The sequence below is a fragment of the Shewanella sp. Choline-02u-19 genome, assembly GCF_002836205.1.
Taxonomy (GTDB): domain Bacteria; phylum Pseudomonadota; class Gammaproteobacteria; order Enterobacterales; family Shewanellaceae; genus Shewanella.
On the sequence record NZ_PJBE01000013.1, the window covers coordinates 2,837,798 to 2,852,500 of the forward strand.

A 14,703-nucleotide genomic window follows, 5' to 3' on the forward strand; every position below is an offset into this window, starting at 1 on the left:
GAGGTCGTTATGACGGATAACCTATTTCAATCTTTTGCGCTCAACGAGACTATCACCCTACAAAATCGCATCCTGATGGCGCCATTGACTCGTTGTATGGCAGATGATGAATTAGTGCCAACTCAAGCCATGGCAGACTATTATGCCCGCCGTGCCGAAGCGGGTTTGATCATCTCTGAAGCGGTAATTATCCGTCCCGATGGTCAAGGCTATCCCAATACACCCGGCTTATTTACCCCAGCTCAGATAGATGGTTGGCGAGTAGTGACCGATGCAGTACATAACGCTGGTGGCAAAATATTTGCGCAGTTATGGCATACAGGTCGAGTGGCTCACCCACACTTTTTTGAAAACTCAGGCTCGACTCAGGTAGTTGCGCCCTCTGCCGTTGGCCTAGAGGGAAGTGTTCCCAGAAAGCGTGATTTAACCTATCAAGTCCCTAAGGCTGTTAGCCATGACGAAATAGTGCAGTTAGTCGCTGATTACTCTCAGGCTGCGGCAAACGCGATAGATGCAGGTTTTGATGGTGTCGAGATCCACGGCGCTAACGGCTATCTTATCGACCAGTTTTTACATCACGCCAGTAATCATCGCACCGATGAATATGGTCAAACAGCCGAAAACATGGCCCGTTTTCCGTTAGCAGTAATCGATGCTATCAGCGAGCGTATTGGCAGTGATAGAACCGCACTGAGAGTGTCACCGGGCGCTTATTTCAATATGGCCGGCGACAATAAAGACCGCGCCGTATTTGACTACTTATTAGCTCAGCTTGAGCTGCGTGATTTGGCTTTTCTACATATCGGTATTTTTGACGACAGCATGCAGTTTGATTATCTCGATGGCAGTGCATCAAGTTACGTACGCAGTGTTTACAGTAAAACACTCGTGGGCGTAGGCAGTTACAGCGCTGAGACGGGCAGCACCGCCATCGCCGAAAATAAATTTGATCTGTTAGCGATCGGCAGGCCGTTTATCGCTAACCCTGACTATGTCGCCCGCGTTCGTGAAGGCAAGGAACTCGTGACATATTCAGATGAGATGCTAGCCAGCCTAGTGTAAACAAGCTTAATGCGCAGAGCTTAATTTGGAGAGATAAGAGTAAAGAGTTTACTGCGAAAGATTTAGTGTGAAACGTTTATAAAAATCATCAATCCTGTGTCTCCGTATTAGTATTAGTATTAGTATTAGTATTTTGAGACAGAAGAGGTTAACCCTAGGGCTAACCTCTTTTTTTTATATCAAAAACCTTAAGCCATTAGCTATTAGCCTAGATTTAGGGGCTGCTTTATTTGCGGTCAGCGATAGCTTTTGCCATAGCTGCATCGGCAATCTCTTCCAGCTTTAGCAGATCGATATCTTTATGGGATTCACAGATAAACCACGGCTCGCGAGAATCAGGTTCTAACATGATGCCGCTCTTAATCAAGTTATGGGCAAACTCGGTATACAAGTCGCTGTCTGTTTTCTTCCAGTCACGATAGTTATGCGGCACTTCGCTGCCAAAGTGAATACCAAACATCGCATCAGGACCAGCAAATTTATGCTCGATTCCGTGTTTAGTAAATACCCGCGATAACACCTGTTGAATGTCAGCACCGGCTTTATTGATGCTGTCATAGGCATCGGTTTCGTTCAAAATCGTTAATGTCGCTTTTGCGGCACTAAGTGCAATCATGTTGGCGGTATACGTGCCACCGTGGGTGACGCCATTCTTACCGAAACTGATCACATCCATGACATCTTTACGACCACCAAAGGCGGCGACCGGATAACCATTGCCCATGGCTTTGGCATAAGTGGTTAAATCGGCATGGATACCGTAGAGCTCTTGTGCGCCGCCTTTAGCGACACGGAAACCTGTTTTAACCTCATCCATAATCAACAAGGTGCCATTAGCATCACAAATATCACGCAACTTTTGCATGTACTCTTGTGAAGAGGCAATGCTGCCGCAGTTACCTAAAATAGGCTCAATCACGATAGCAGCGATATCATCACCAACACGTGCAAAGACTTCATCAATGGCAGCAAAGTCATTCAGAGGCACTGTTTCTAAATGCTCTCGACTCGCTTCAGGAATACCGCCACCAAATGAGGTGATCTTTGGTGCCTCTTCAGTGGTGTTGTCCCAATTATCAACATCAGACTTCCACATCATCTCGTCGTATAGGCCGTGAAAACCGCCCTCAACCACTACAATTTTGTTACGATTAGTAAAACCACGAGCGGTACGTACCGCGCCAATCACCGCTTCGGTACCCGAATTGGCAAAGCGCATCTTTTCAATATTCGGACACATCTGCTTAATAAGTTCGATGACTTGGGAATCAAGATCGGTTGAAAAGCCAGAAATAGTGCCACGTTCAGTGATCGCTGCGACCACTTCTTGATCGACTCTAGAATCGCGATAACCCAAGATGATAGGCCCATAAGCGAGACGAAAATCGATAAACTGCTGATCGTCGGCATCGGTAATGGTGCAACCCAGGCTGCTTTTAACGAATACGGTATTTTCTTCACCCCAGTAGCGGTAGCTATCTGCTACACCTAAAGGCATGTTTTTGTGGGCTTGTTTTAGCAGCGCATTGGTAGCGGGTTTATTGGCATTGCTCATCTTGTCAGTCTTCATCATAAATGTCTGGCACGTATGATACAGGGCAAGATAAGGATTGACTATATTACGGATAAATATCTAAAGGAGCGCATGCAATATTGCGCCCCCTTTTCGATTACCATTCTTTGTGCAGACCCGCCTTCTTACAGTATGGCTGGCGTCTGGCTCTCGTATTAGCGCTTATATTAGCTTTCGTTATTGTAAGCAGTTAAGCATTCAACAATCAGATCAACAAAGCCTGTTCTATCAATATCGCACAGCACCTGAGTATTGTGCGGACGTTCAGTCAGTTGATATCGGTCAACCACCGTCATGCCTTGGGTGTATTCGCCCTTAGTTTCAATCCCAACCCAGCAATCATAAGAGGTAAATAACTCAGGCTTAAGCAACCAAGCGATGGTACAAGGATCATGCAATGGTGCACCTTCAAAGCCCCACTTAGGGTCTCTGTGGTAAATCATGAAGAAATCGAGCAACTCTGCTACGCACTTGGCGACATGATTGGGGATTTTTCTAATGCGCTCAATATCTTCATCCATGATTTGCGCTTGGTGGGTAACGTCTAATCCGCACATGGTGATGGGAATGCCCGCCTTAAACACCATATCAGCGGCTTCTGGATCAACAAAAATATTAAATTCAGCCGCAGGAGTCCAGTTACCGGCAGCTGCCGCCCCGCCCATCAAGACGATACGTTCAACTTTGCTATGCAGCTCTGGGTAAGTTGATAGGAACAGCGCAATATTAGTCAGCGGCCCAGAGGGGACCAAGGTGACGGGCTCGTTGCTAGCACGGACTTTTTCCGCTATCAATTCTATCGCAGACTTATTTAGTGGCATAAAGCTGGGTTCAGGCAGTTCAGGACCATCGAGACCGCTCTCACCATGAACATTATCAGCAATAATAAGCTCGCGGGATAATGGCTTGATAGCCCCACCAGCAACAGGAATATCACTGCGACCGAGCAAGGTCAGGATCCGCAGAGCATTGTTCAAGGTTTTATCTGGCGTTTGATTACCGGCGCTGGTGGTCACTGCCAAAGGCTGCAGTTTACTGCTGCTTAACGCAAGAATAAGTGAGATGGCATCGTCATGCCCTGGATCGCAATCGAGAATAATAGGCTTTGGGGAATGAGCTATATGGGGCATCGTTAGACTCCGCTAATCGGCGTGTTATAAAAAATAGATAAGCAACATCCTAGTGAGTTGTTATAGAAAAAACTGTGACCTGTTGTCGGGTTTTAGGGGCCAAGTGACCCATCGTGTTCGCTTTAAACATCCGTTTTCCCGTCTAATTGGCCCGCCATTTTAATCCCTCTATACAAGGTGGTTAAGCAATTTGATGATCCGCAAAGATCGAGTCAGCCCCCATTTAGCGACTAATGGCTGGCCAGTTCATTGCTGTCCCTTAGCGTTAAATCCATAACCTGATAGCTAAACGCATTGCTGGCTAAGGTTGATTTTACTTATCAAAGCTAGTCGAACCGATTTTATGAATGGCTAAATCGGCGCCGATATATTCATCTTCCTGGCTTAAACGTAAGCTTGATATCTTATTGATGATGCCATAAATAATCACGCCGCCAATTAAGGCAAAAGCAATACCGGTCACTGTGCCCACTAACTGCGACATAAAGCTAACACCACCGAGACCGCCAAAACTTTGTTGACCAAATATACCTGCAGCAATACCGCCCCAAACACCGCATAAACCGTGTAATGGCCACACGCCTAATACATCATCAATTTTAGTGCTACGCTGCAATTTAGTGAACACCATGACAAACAAGCCGCCGGCAACACCACCCACAACAAATGCACCGATAGGGTGCATTAAGTCTGAACCTGCACACACAGCGACTAAGCCTGCTAATGGGCCGTTATGAATAAATCCAGGGTCATTCTTGCCGACAATAAGCGCAATAATAGTTCCGCCCACCATCGCCATTAAGCTGTTGAGTGCCACCAGTCCGCTAACACCATCAAGGGTTTGCGCTGACATCACGTTAAAGCCAAACCAGCCGACGATTAATATCCATGAACCTAATGCTAGAAAAGGAATACTTGAAGGTGCAAAGGCAACGCCCGGTTTGCGGCCGCCGCGAACACCTAAAAAGTAAATCGCCACCAGTGCTAACCAGCCACCCATCGCATGGACAACAACGGAACCGGCAAAGTCGTGGAATTCAGCCCCGAAAGTGCTCGCTAACCAAGATTGGTAGCCAAAATTACCATTCCAAATCATACCTTCAAACAACGGGTACACGAACGCGACGATAAGCGCTGAAGCAAATAAGAAAGGACGAAAGCTACCACGTTCAGCAATACCACCTGACACAATGGCAGGAATGGCCGCGGCGAAGGTTAGCAGGAAGAAAAACTTCACTAAATCATAGCCATTATTAGCCGCTAAGGTATCAGCACTCACAAAGAAATGGCTACCGTAAGCGATTTGATAACCAATCACAAAGTAGGCTACGGCTGAAAAAGAGAAATCAGTTAATATTTTCACTAAGGCGTTAACTTGGTTTTTATGTCGAACCGTGCCGACCTCTAAAAAAGCAAAACCGGCGTGCATGGCTAGCACCATGATTGCACCAAGTAGGATAAATAGCGTATCTGCGCCCTGCGCTATCACCCCAATAGCATCACTAATATTGTCCATTGCTGCTCTCCAAAGCTATTCTCTTTTTAATTTCATAGACTTAAGAGAGCAAAAACTATTCCCACTTTACAAAACCGTGACATCAATTAATTTCATTATTGGTGCAACAGGGTAAAAGTAGCGTACTAACAGACAGTTCCGTGAACCATTAAGGTGCAAGATGTGCGCTTTATTAGCGTGTAAGGGGTATTTTATTGACAGCCAAAAATAGAACTTTGTTTCAATTTGGTGCAATAACGAATCAAGACAGTGCAATAAACAACCATTAATCATCTCAGGTTAAATTCATTTATCGCTCATTTAGGCCTAGCGTCAGCTGCAAAAGTCATCAAGATTGGCCGAGTAATCTACGCCATCCTATTTTAGAGCCGGAGATGCGATTTAAACCGATAAATCTCCCCCCAGAGCCAACGATTAAAACCGCAATGGTATATGACCGATAACTCCCAACGCCATAGCGCAAACCTTACAATGGAATAGCTTCAATATAAGCTAAGCCATTCGCGATTTGTTCAACTTTAATTGGCGTAAAACAAAGCGTTCGTTCCGCCGGTGAAGTCTCATCATGCCAAATAATCTCACTGGTTACTGTTATCTGTAGTACACCGCCTTGTTGCCAATCGCAAAATAATAGACTGGCAGTGGGGTTCTCAAGCAAATTACCTAACGTGTTAAAAAAGCCATTACCCACATAATCAGGTACCAGTAATTGTCCCGCCGCATTAATCGATACAAAGCCTGCAGAGCCGCCACGGTGAGAGATATCGGCGCCGCGGTTATTGAGCCGTTCGCCATCGTTAAAGCTGCTGGCAATAAAGAAGGTGTCTGCCCCCGTAATGAGCTGTCGATCTGTTTCACTAAGCTGGGCACGGGTGTCAACGGCAAACTCACCATAATGGCGGTTGGCCGCGAATTTTTTTGGTTGAATGTATTTCGGGCAATTGCCGAAACTTTGTAGCACCTCAACTCGAATATATTTTTGAGTGACATCAGTAATGATACCGTTGATACGATTACGTCTTTTAGTATCAAACTGGATCCCAAGTAACCCAATACGGTCACCCACACTCAAGTTATCACCGATAACATCGCCTAGAGACTGCTGAGTGTTGATCACTAGCTCGACTTCAGAGGGCGATTGGATAAAACCTGGCGAACCAAATAGCACACTGGCACAAATGTCTGATTGATGATCGCTATAGCCGATAAAAATCATCGACTGAGATTGGTAAAAATCTCGATGCTGTTGCGGCATAAATTGCCGAATAAATTTAGGTCCCACAGCAGCCATACGTTTATCCGTTCCTGCCCGCTGCTGCACAGCGATCTCACCTTTATGCCAACTTGGCGCCAGTTCGTTATCCATATTAGCTCCTTAAGCACTGATTAATTCAAGTCTAATACCACCGGGGATCAGGCACATCATGTGTTTAAAAGGTAGTTGCCCTAATGGCTCTGGCGCAAACTCAATCTCCACATCATCAAGAACTGCTAGCTGCAGATGCAAGCGTTCTAGCTCCTCGATATTAGCGACCTTAAGGGCAAAGTGATGCAGACCAACATTGTTTTTACGATCAAAGGTCGTCATATTTTCGACCGAGCTAATCTGCCACAGCGTCAACATAACAGTACCGTCAGAAATAAAAATGGAAGGATAGTCAGCATTTCCGCCTATTTGAGTAAAGCCCAACTGCTCAATAAAAAAGGCTGCTGTTTGCTTGATATCTGGCACGCTGAGACCGAGGTGATGGATCCCTAACGTACTAATGGACTCTGCTTTGGTGGCTGTATCTGTTGTTGTGCTGCACATAGTAAATTACCTTTTTTTGTATTGTTGGAACAAAGGGTGAACAAGTCTGTACACCACTATAGGTGAACAGACTTGTTTACGTCAAGTTGAAAGTTGCTATAATGTCAAAACAGCAGCCAAGGTAATCAACAATGCAACCAAGAAAACAACACTTAATCGACACCGCATTAGCGCTATTTAATGAGCACGGATATCACGCTACTGGCATTGATTTAATTTTGGCGCAATCAGGGGTGTCAAAAGCGACCTTGTATAAACATTTTCGCAGCAAAGATGAGTTGATTTTGACCGTGTTGCAACAGCGTCATGAGCAGGTATTAGCCATGCTTAACAGTAAGGTTGAACAAGCAACAATCGCAGGTAAGTCTGGCGTATTAGCCATATTTGATGCGCTACATGAATGGTTTAATAGCGACACATTCTTTGGCTGTAATTTTATTAATGCCAGTGCTGAATATGCTAAAGCGGATAATTTAATACACCTGTTTTCCGCCAAGCATAAGCAGAGAATAGTCGACTTAATCGCCGCGAATTTGCCAGAAGATGAAGCGGAAACGGCGATTCAAATAGGTTTACTAACAGAAGGGGCTATTGTGATGGCGCATACTAGCGGTAATAAGAACGCCGCGATGATAGCCAAAAGCATAGCGGTAAAACTCATTTAGCTTAAATAGCCAATGAATTAACTTTCTAGCGCCCAGTAAAAAGCGAACCTATCAGTTCGCTCTTTAAACAACAATCTTGGGTGGCTATGTTATTCAAGCCACTCTAACAAAGGCTTATCAGCTGATTAACTGTTCAGGACATTGATAACTAATGTGTTGATGGAACCGTACTATGAGTTCTTGACGTGATTTATCTAACGCCAATTCAGCCGCAAAGTTCTTTAGCGCTTCTTCAACCCGATTCAAATAACGGCCAAGCCCACCATCTTTAGAGTCTTTCACTCCTGCCGCAATAGTAAAGCTAACCATTTCAACTAAGTGGTCACCCTGCCAATGACGAATAAATTGTTGCTCTTCAACATTGGGGTCAAAGCCGAGCATTTGTACTTCGTCGGTACCATCAACTTGATCGTATTTACTGTTGCGTACTAGTGGTGTGAGTCCATTAGCCACCATCGCAATTCGATTGAGCTGTTTGGCTGATGTTGCTTGGATAAAGGCATCTTCTAGCTTTTGATACAGTGGTGTAAAGTCATTTGCATCTGCTGGCAACATAGCTTGTTTAAGCATACGGCTTAAAGGTAGTTTTACCGTGACATAGCATAATGAACCGTGATCGGCAGGCAGCGGACAGTGTCTGGCTTTATATCTGTCGCTAATTGAGCGCAGTTTATATCCATAACTCTCTTTACTGCCCTTAGCTTTGGCAAACAGATCATAAGATAAATGTTGATGATCGCGGACTTTAATGGTGAGATCTTTTTCTGGCAATTGAGGCATCAATTTTGCGATAAAAGACTGCACCTTTAGATGAAGGTTAGCCGAATTACTGCGAATATCTTCACCCGTCGCTAAAAATACAATCCTGATTTTACGTGCGCGATAGTCGTCCTGACTATGCAGACTTTGTGCTTCATGATACTCAGGATTATAGAAAAATATGATCTGCTCTGCGGTTGGAAAGCAATACGCTTCGGTGTGAAAACGCACCACGGGTAACTTATCATTAGTGATCACATGAATGTTATATAACTCTTCTTGCTCAGCAAGATTAAAAATGGCGCGACTAAGCGTCTTATAACACGTTTTGTAATCGGGGTAATGGGCCAACAAAGCATCCGTTACTTTGATTTCTGCAGTGATGTATTGATTGCTTCGAACATCCTTGGGTATGTACACTTTTTGCTGATGGCTAAGGGACATATATACTCCTTTGATAAGTTAACCATGTTTAGCTTGGCGCCAATGGTAGCGATAAACGCTGACGATAACCCTGCGGTAAGACACGCTTTTACCTGCTGGCAACATAATACCCGTCGAATATGATTTATTTCTTAAAATCAAAATGTAAATGCTCAATGTAGGGATAAAAGTAACCATCATGGCTAGCCATGTCGTTTTTAGAACCTCGATTTATATCCATGTTATTCGACTCACTCGCCGCACATTAGCAAGCCTGTGTATCAACAGAACCGCCCCAGTCTGTTTTGCATTATTCAACTAAACTAAGGTAAACAAATAAGAATTGGTCAAAAGGGCTTTTGATGATCAGTACCGATGAATAGTGAGCCCCCAAAAGCGCCTTTGGGTATTTTTCCAAGTTCATGGAGTGAACAACGGGCGGGTCGAATTCCGGGCCATATTCCGATATGGGTGGGGATCCTGTCTGAATTAACCGAATTTGGCATTTTCTTTGTCGCCTATTTTATTGCCAAATACAACTACCCAGAAGCCTTTTCCCAAGGTCCCCAAAGTGTAAGTACTCTCGCTGGGGTGACTAACACATTGATACTACTTTCCAGTAGTTACTTTATCGCAAAAGCCATGATCAATATAAGGCTAGACAATCGAGCCAAGTGTGAAGTCTATCTGTGGCTCACTCTGGCTTGTGGTTGTTTGTACCTATTGGTGAAGACGGGCGAATTCTATTGGAATCATCAACAGGGCTTTCGCACCAGTAGCAGTCAGTTTTTTACCGTCTATTACTATATGACTTTTAATCATTTTCTCCATGTGGGTTGGGCGGCATGCGCAGTGTTGTGGGTTATTTTTCGTTTGCGTCGAGGGGCCTACTCAGCGAAACAGCATTCAGGTCTAGAAGCATTAGCCATGTACTGGCACATGATTGATTTGATGTGGATCCTTATTTTTCCACTCTTGTATGTTCTAAGGTAGGCCATGATGAAATCTTTTGGAAAAATGGAGTATTGCTGGTGGACCCTGATTGGAATAACGCTATTCAATACGTTTTTGGGTGAACAATTCAGTTCTTCAGCGTTGGTTAGCATCTTGGTGGCATTAACCGTGATGTGTAAGGGGTTAATGATCATCGATCATTTCATGGAGTTACGCCATGCCCATCGTTACTTGCGATTAATGATGCGTGTTTACCTTATTTTTTTCCCATCCTTAATTGTCGTAACGACCTTTTTATGAGCCACCTATCTTATGGAATAATTATAAACTCGCTTTCTAAGGAACCAGCCGAGCTGTTTTTCTGCTAAACATTTGATAAATGCTATATTTAAATAGATTTATTTTTGAGTAGTATCGAATGTTAGGGACCAATATGACCTTTTCAACTACCACAGCTATTGCTATTAAAGACCCGATATTCTATCAGCAGCAAGACAAGGAAATACAGCTCTTCGAGTACGCGTATTCTCATCAACTGCCATTGCTCATTAAAGGGCCAACTGGCTGTGGTAAAACACGTTTTGTCGCTCATATGGCGGAGAAACTTGGCAGACCTTTATACACTGTGGCATGTCATGATGACTTAACCGCCGCTGATTTAGTTGGACGCCATTTGATTGGTCCAAATGGGACTTATTGGCAGGACGGACCGCTAACAAGGGCAGTAAGAGAAGGCGGTATTTGTTATCTCGATGAAATCGTCGAGGCGCGTAAAGATACCACTGTGGTACTGCATCCTCTGGCTGATGATCGTCGCATATTACCCATCGAACGCACCGGAGAAGAACTCGCTGCAGCGCCAGGTTTTATGCTGGTGGTGTCTTATAATCCTGGTTACCAAAATATTCTAAAAGGAATGAAAGCGAGTACTCGGCAACGGTTTGTCGCATTGCGTCTTGGCTATCCCGATCCTTTGCTTGAGAGCCAAATATTGATGACAGAATGTCAAATAGAGCAAGACTTAGCGGTTAAGCTGATTGAATTAGCAGGCTCACTGCGCAGACTGGACTGTGACTTAGATGAGGTGGCTTCTACCCGCTTGTTAATTTATGCGGCGCGAATGATATCCAGTGGTATGTCGCCGTTAGCCGCATGTCGCAGCTGCCTAGCGGAGCCCTTATCTGATGATATTAGTACTGTCGAAGCGCTCATGGATGTCGCGCGCCTGTACTTCGACTGTTAATGCCCTCTAGCGATGAAAAGTCATAACATGGTCAATACTGGATCCAATCAGGTACCGACTGCTGATGTCGCGAGTGTGGTATCAAGCCCACGGCCATATTTGCCAGGTGATTTAGCCATGTGGTTTTTTATATTGGCGGAACTGACAGTATTCGCTATTTTTATTATTGGATTTGCAGTCACACGGCAGTTGTATCCAGATATGTTTCAACAGGGACAAACCTACCTGCATCCCGTCGCAGGGGGGATTAACACCGTTGCATTAATCTCCAGCAGTTGCTTGGTCGCCTTAAGCTTAAATGCGGTAAAGCATTCTCGCCAAAATTATGCTGCTGCGCTATTGGGCGGGGCGTTACTCACAGCGAGTGTCTATTTAGCGGTGAAATCATGGGAATATAACGAGTTAATCCAACAAGGATTTGGTTTGTCGACCAATACCTATTTTACCTTGTATTTTTTTATCACAGCGTTTCATTTCATGCATGTCATTCTCGGGATGATCATCTTAGGATCCATGGCATTCAAAACCACAAAAGGAGCCTATCAGGGCAAGAGCCTTTCCGGTTTTGAGTCAGGTGCATGCTACTGGCATATGGTCGACCTCGTGTGGATCATTATTTTCCCACTGCTGTACGTCATTAACTAATGATCACTAGGCTAATGCGAGGCTGCAAAATATGACCCATCATCAAGGCCTCATTCTCCGAGTTTATCTCTATCTGATTATCCTGACATCCGCTTCTGCTTATATGGGCAGTGTCGCGCTGGACTCAAGTCATTCCTGGTTGCAGGGTATGGAAGAGGTTATTTTAGCCAGCATCATGCTGTTCACATTGGTAAAGGGACTACTGATCGTTGATGTCTATATGGAATTGAAACAGGCGCCGCCATTGTGGCGCAACTTACTGCGGGCCTATGTCATCTTACTGCCGATAACGATTGGCTTGATATACCTCTTATTTTAAGTGTTGTGCCGCCTACGTACAATTGAACAACTGATTAAGCACAAGGTTTAGTATATGACTTAATCCACCAAGTATTAGCCTCTATATCTGCTTTCGCTATGGTATCAATAACTACACTTGCTTGTAGCCCATTTTATTACCCGCCCACGCTCGCACTAACATCCATACGGAAATAAGAATAAATACCGCGTGCACTGAGATAAAATAAGTAATGACAAATACCCAAGTCATTCCGGAATTTAAACCCCCAAATAATATTATCAGTGCACTCACGAGTATTAATGCCGTTGCGGCGGCTAAATTCAACTTAATGGCAAAATTGAGGTGATAAGTGGCAAAGGAATTGGCCGCAAAATTATTGATTTTGCTGAGCAACACAATAAACGATAGCAGCGGCAAAAAGGTGAGATTGAGTAGCGACCACAAGGCGATTGCAGACGCTTGTTTTATTTCTTTTTGATCGTATTTATTTATTTTCATGTTTACATACCTGTCTGCTGACATCCGTTATCGGGGTAAATAAATGATCATCAGTAAGCAAAATAACGCAATGAATACAAAGGCCCATAAAAACACTCTGGTTTTGTAAAAACGGCTACTAGGGTGAGCTTTTGGTAAAGCCATGCCGCAGTGGCAACAGACCGGCACTGGGTCGGTCAAATAACTCGTCGTTTCGCTATCAAGTGTATTTTCAGTCTGACAATACAAACAGGGTACTTTTTCAATCATTTAGGCCTCCTTTGCTCAATAAAATCTAGTAAGAAGATTGAGTCAGTTGATGATACAGCTGCGGTAACTTTGTCGGTAACTGGCTCGGGTCAAAGATAACGCTGAAGCCATTATGACCAAAAATGTAAGGCAGATATTGATCAGCCTTTTGATCTATAGTGATACAAAATGGAATGAGCCCAAGGCGGCGGGCAGCAATAATCGCTTGCTTGGTATCTTCAATGCCATATCGACCTTCGTAATTGTCGATATCATTCGGCTTGCCATCAGTCAAAATAAGCAGCAATTTTCGGTGGTGTGTTTGTTCCGCCAAAATATTGCTCGCTTGGCGGATGGCTGCCCCCATGCGGGTATAAAATCCTGGCCGCAAACTCAGAATGCGGCCACGTATATGATCATTGTAGGATTCGGAAAAGTTCTTTAACAGTGTAAACCGAACGTGATGCCGCTTTACCGATGAGAAACCATACAGTGCAAATGGATCGCCCACAGCAGCCAAAGCTTCACTGAATAACAGCATACTGTCCTTAATCACATCAATAACCCTAAGCTCATTATTGATGTAGGCATCTGTCGACATCGAAAGATCTGAGAGTAACAAGCAGCTGATGTCACGCTGGCAGCGCTGAAAGCTACGGTAGAGTCCGGTGTCTTGCGCCATTGAGGTCTGACTTTCAATATGAAAATCCAACCAGGCGGTTAAATCAATTTCATCTCCGCTCGGCTGAGATTTCTGCCAATTTTTAATACTTTGCAGTTGCTGGAATTGTTGGCGTATTTTTTTGGCGGCCGAGTGTAATGATGACGGCAATGCCAGTGGCTTGCTATCGCGGGGTAACATAGGTTGCAATAGACAGCGATCGGCAACCAGTAGGTTAGATTTATAATTCCACTCTGGCAGTGTAATGCCTTTCCCTAAGGGTAAGTCATCCTCAATGGCTGCCGGTAAATCGAGATCTATTTTAAGCTTGGCAGTTTTTTGCTTTGAGCCCTTTGCCACTGTAATAATATCAAGGTCTTCTGCCACTCTTTGGGCATCATCATCTTCGGTATCGTCCTCGGCCCGATTCACTCGTGAAAACTCGCTCCATGAGAACAAATTTTCTAAGCGAAAAACCATCAGACTATCTTTGGTGTCATCTTCCTCAATTCGTTCTGATTTTTTTCTAGCCTTTACGCTTTGCTGCTTCTTTGCCGCTGATGAACCTTGCTCTTCTTCGCAATCAATATCTGCTGCGCTAAAGGGGTTCGCTTTGACGTTCTCATTAGGATATAACCAGATATAAATGGCTTGAGGTGCGTAGTGGGCAACCGGAAATTCAATAATAGATTCAGGATGTGTTATTGCTTGGATCACTGCCCGTTCGAGCGGTTGTAAGGATTTAGGCAATGCTTCAATAGGGACTCGTTGCTTGAGTATTGCAGCCACCAGCCGTTGGTAGCGTGGCCTTATAGCGGGGTATTTACAGAGTACTTTTGCTACGACTGTTTGATTGTCTCTGGCCCAGTGAGTGAACTGTTCGGGGTAATGCGGGGCAAGAGCTGCAAGCCAAAGGTAGAGTTCTTTATTCAGTTCTGGCGTATCAAAAATAGCGATGGATTGCGGCAAGCGCAGGCTGGTTTCATCTTGCCAAGCAAGGCTGACTTGTTGCTTGGCTCCTGAAATTTTATCGATAAACTTTCTATGGGCATAATAATCACGCGGTATAGCGGCTTCGACGCGTTTTGTCGGTGAGCCTCCGAGAGCACGAAAAATCACCCCAACCGATTTATTGATATCATCAAATTGAACTCGGGCATGATCAAATTCAGTGTTGCTCTTTTGCACAATGAATTTATGCCAAATACTCCCAACCCATTCTTCCATATATGGTT

General features: G+C 44.4%; 16 protein-coding genes. 7 read left to right on the forward strand and 9 right to left on the reverse strand.

Going from position 1 to position 14,703, the window contains the following annotated elements; translation table 11 throughout:
- Positions 1–9: 9 nt before the first annotated feature.
- A complete protein-coding gene (locus CXF83_RS18995) occupies positions 10–1,062 on the forward strand; it encodes an alkene reductase (protein ID WP_101093239.1) in 1,053 nt (350 codons plus the stop codon).
- A gap of 226 nt (positions 1,063–1,288) precedes the next feature.
- Here CXF83_RS18995 and CXF83_RS19000 read toward each other — a convergent pair whose 3' ends face one another.
- The 5 genes from CXF83_RS19000 to CXF83_RS19020 all read right to left on the reverse strand — a co-directional run bounded on the left by CXF83_RS19000 (position 1,289) and on the right by CXF83_RS19020 (position 7,091).
- A complete protein-coding gene (locus CXF83_RS19000) occupies positions 1,289–2,635 on the reverse strand; it encodes an aspartate aminotransferase family protein (RefSeq protein ID WP_232775149.1) in 1,347 nt (448 codons plus the stop codon).
- Positions 2,636–2,802: 167 nt separating this feature from the next.
- On the reverse strand, positions 2,803–3,765 hold the full coding sequence (gene rihA / locus CXF83_RS19005) for a pyrimidine-specific ribonucleoside hydrolase RihA (protein ID WP_101093165.1): 963 nt from the start codon (positions 3,763–3,765) through the stop codon (positions 2,803–2,805).
- Between the two features lie 313 nt (positions 3,766–4,078).
- A complete protein-coding gene (locus CXF83_RS19010; RefSeq protein ID WP_101093167.1) occupies positions 4,079–5,281 on the reverse strand; it encodes an ammonium transporter in 1,203 nt (400 codons plus the stop codon).
- A 466-nt stretch (positions 5,282–5,747) separates the two neighbouring features.
- Positions 5,748–6,647, reverse strand: coding sequence for a pyridoxamine 5'-phosphate oxidase family protein (locus CXF83_RS19015; protein WP_101093169.1), 900 nt, complete (start codon positions 6,645–6,647; stop codon positions 5,748–5,750).
- Between the two features lie 9 nt (positions 6,648–6,656).
- Positions 6,657–7,091, reverse strand: a complete 435-nt coding sequence (locus CXF83_RS19020) for a VOC family protein (protein WP_101093171.1) — start codon at positions 7,089–7,091, stop codon at positions 6,657–6,659.
- A gap of 131 nt (positions 7,092–7,222) precedes the next feature.
- Between CXF83_RS19020 and CXF83_RS19025 the strand changes: the two genes are divergently transcribed.
- Positions 7,223–7,756 carry a TetR/AcrR family transcriptional regulator gene (locus tag CXF83_RS19025; RefSeq protein WP_101093173.1) on the forward strand — a complete coding sequence of 178 codons (534 nt, stop codon included), beginning with the start codon at positions 7,223–7,225 and terminating at the stop codon, positions 7,754–7,756.
- Positions 7,757–7,873: 117 nt separating this feature from the next.
- Here the strand turns inward: CXF83_RS19025 and CXF83_RS19030 are convergent, their stop codons facing one another.
- The gene (locus CXF83_RS19030; RefSeq protein WP_101093175.1) at positions 7,874–8,959 is read right to left on the reverse strand and encodes a DUF3083 family protein; all 1,086 of its coding nucleotides are present in this window, start codon (positions 8,957–8,959) and stop codon (positions 7,874–7,876) included.
- 354 nt (positions 8,960–9,313) lie between these two features.
- Between CXF83_RS19030 and CXF83_RS19035 the strand changes: the two genes are divergently transcribed.
- The 5 genes from CXF83_RS19035 (at position 9,314) to CXF83_RS19055 (ending at position 12,099) form a co-directional block, all read left to right on the forward strand.
- Positions 9,314–9,931 carry a cytochrome c oxidase subunit 3 family protein gene (locus CXF83_RS19035; protein WP_101093177.1) on the forward strand — a complete coding sequence of 206 codons (618 nt, stop codon included), beginning with the start codon at positions 9,314–9,316 and terminating at the stop codon, positions 9,929–9,931.
- A gap of 3 nt (positions 9,932–9,934) precedes the next feature.
- Positions 9,935–10,192 carry a cytochrome C oxidase subunit IV family protein gene (locus CXF83_RS19040; protein ID WP_232775150.1) on the forward strand — a complete coding sequence of 86 codons (258 nt, stop codon included), beginning with the start codon at positions 9,935–9,937 and terminating at the stop codon, positions 10,190–10,192.
- Positions 10,193–10,325: 133 nt separating this feature from the next.
- Complete coding sequence (locus tag CXF83_RS19045; RefSeq protein WP_101093181.1) at positions 10,326–11,135, forward strand: CbbQ/NirQ/NorQ/GpvN family protein; 810 nt, start codon at positions 10,326–10,328, stop codon at positions 11,133–11,135.
- 12 nt (positions 11,136–11,147) lie between these two features.
- Positions 11,148–11,780, forward strand: coding sequence for a cytochrome c oxidase subunit 3 family protein (locus tag CXF83_RS19050; protein ID WP_232775151.1), 633 nt, complete (start codon positions 11,148–11,150; stop codon positions 11,778–11,780).
- 31 nt (positions 11,781–11,811) lie between these two features.
- Entirely contained in the window at positions 11,812–12,099 is a 288-nt protein-coding gene (locus tag CXF83_RS19055) for a cytochrome C oxidase subunit IV family protein (protein WP_101093183.1), read from the forward strand.
- 111 nt (positions 12,100–12,210) lie between these two features.
- Here CXF83_RS19055 and CXF83_RS19060 read toward each other — a convergent pair whose 3' ends face one another.
- Genes CXF83_RS19060 through CXF83_RS19070 form a run of 3 tightly spaced genes read right to left on the reverse strand, consistent with a single transcriptional unit; the run spans position 12,211 to position 14,695 of the window.
- Positions 12,211–12,579, reverse strand: a complete 369-nt coding sequence (locus tag CXF83_RS19060; RefSeq protein ID WP_101093185.1) for a hypothetical protein — start codon at positions 12,577–12,579, stop codon at positions 12,211–12,213.
- Positions 12,580–12,606: 27 nt separating this feature from the next.
- On the reverse strand, positions 12,607–12,828 hold the full coding sequence (locus CXF83_RS19065; protein WP_101093187.1) for a DnrP protein: 222 nt from the start codon (positions 12,826–12,828) through the stop codon (positions 12,607–12,609).
- Between the two features lie 25 nt (positions 12,829–12,853).
- Positions 12,854–14,695 carry a nitric oxide reductase activation protein NorD gene (locus CXF83_RS19070; protein ID WP_101093189.1) on the reverse strand — a complete coding sequence of 614 codons (1,842 nt, stop codon included), beginning with the start codon at positions 14,693–14,695 and terminating at the stop codon, positions 12,854–12,856.
- Positions 14,696–14,703 lie beyond the last annotated feature (8 nt).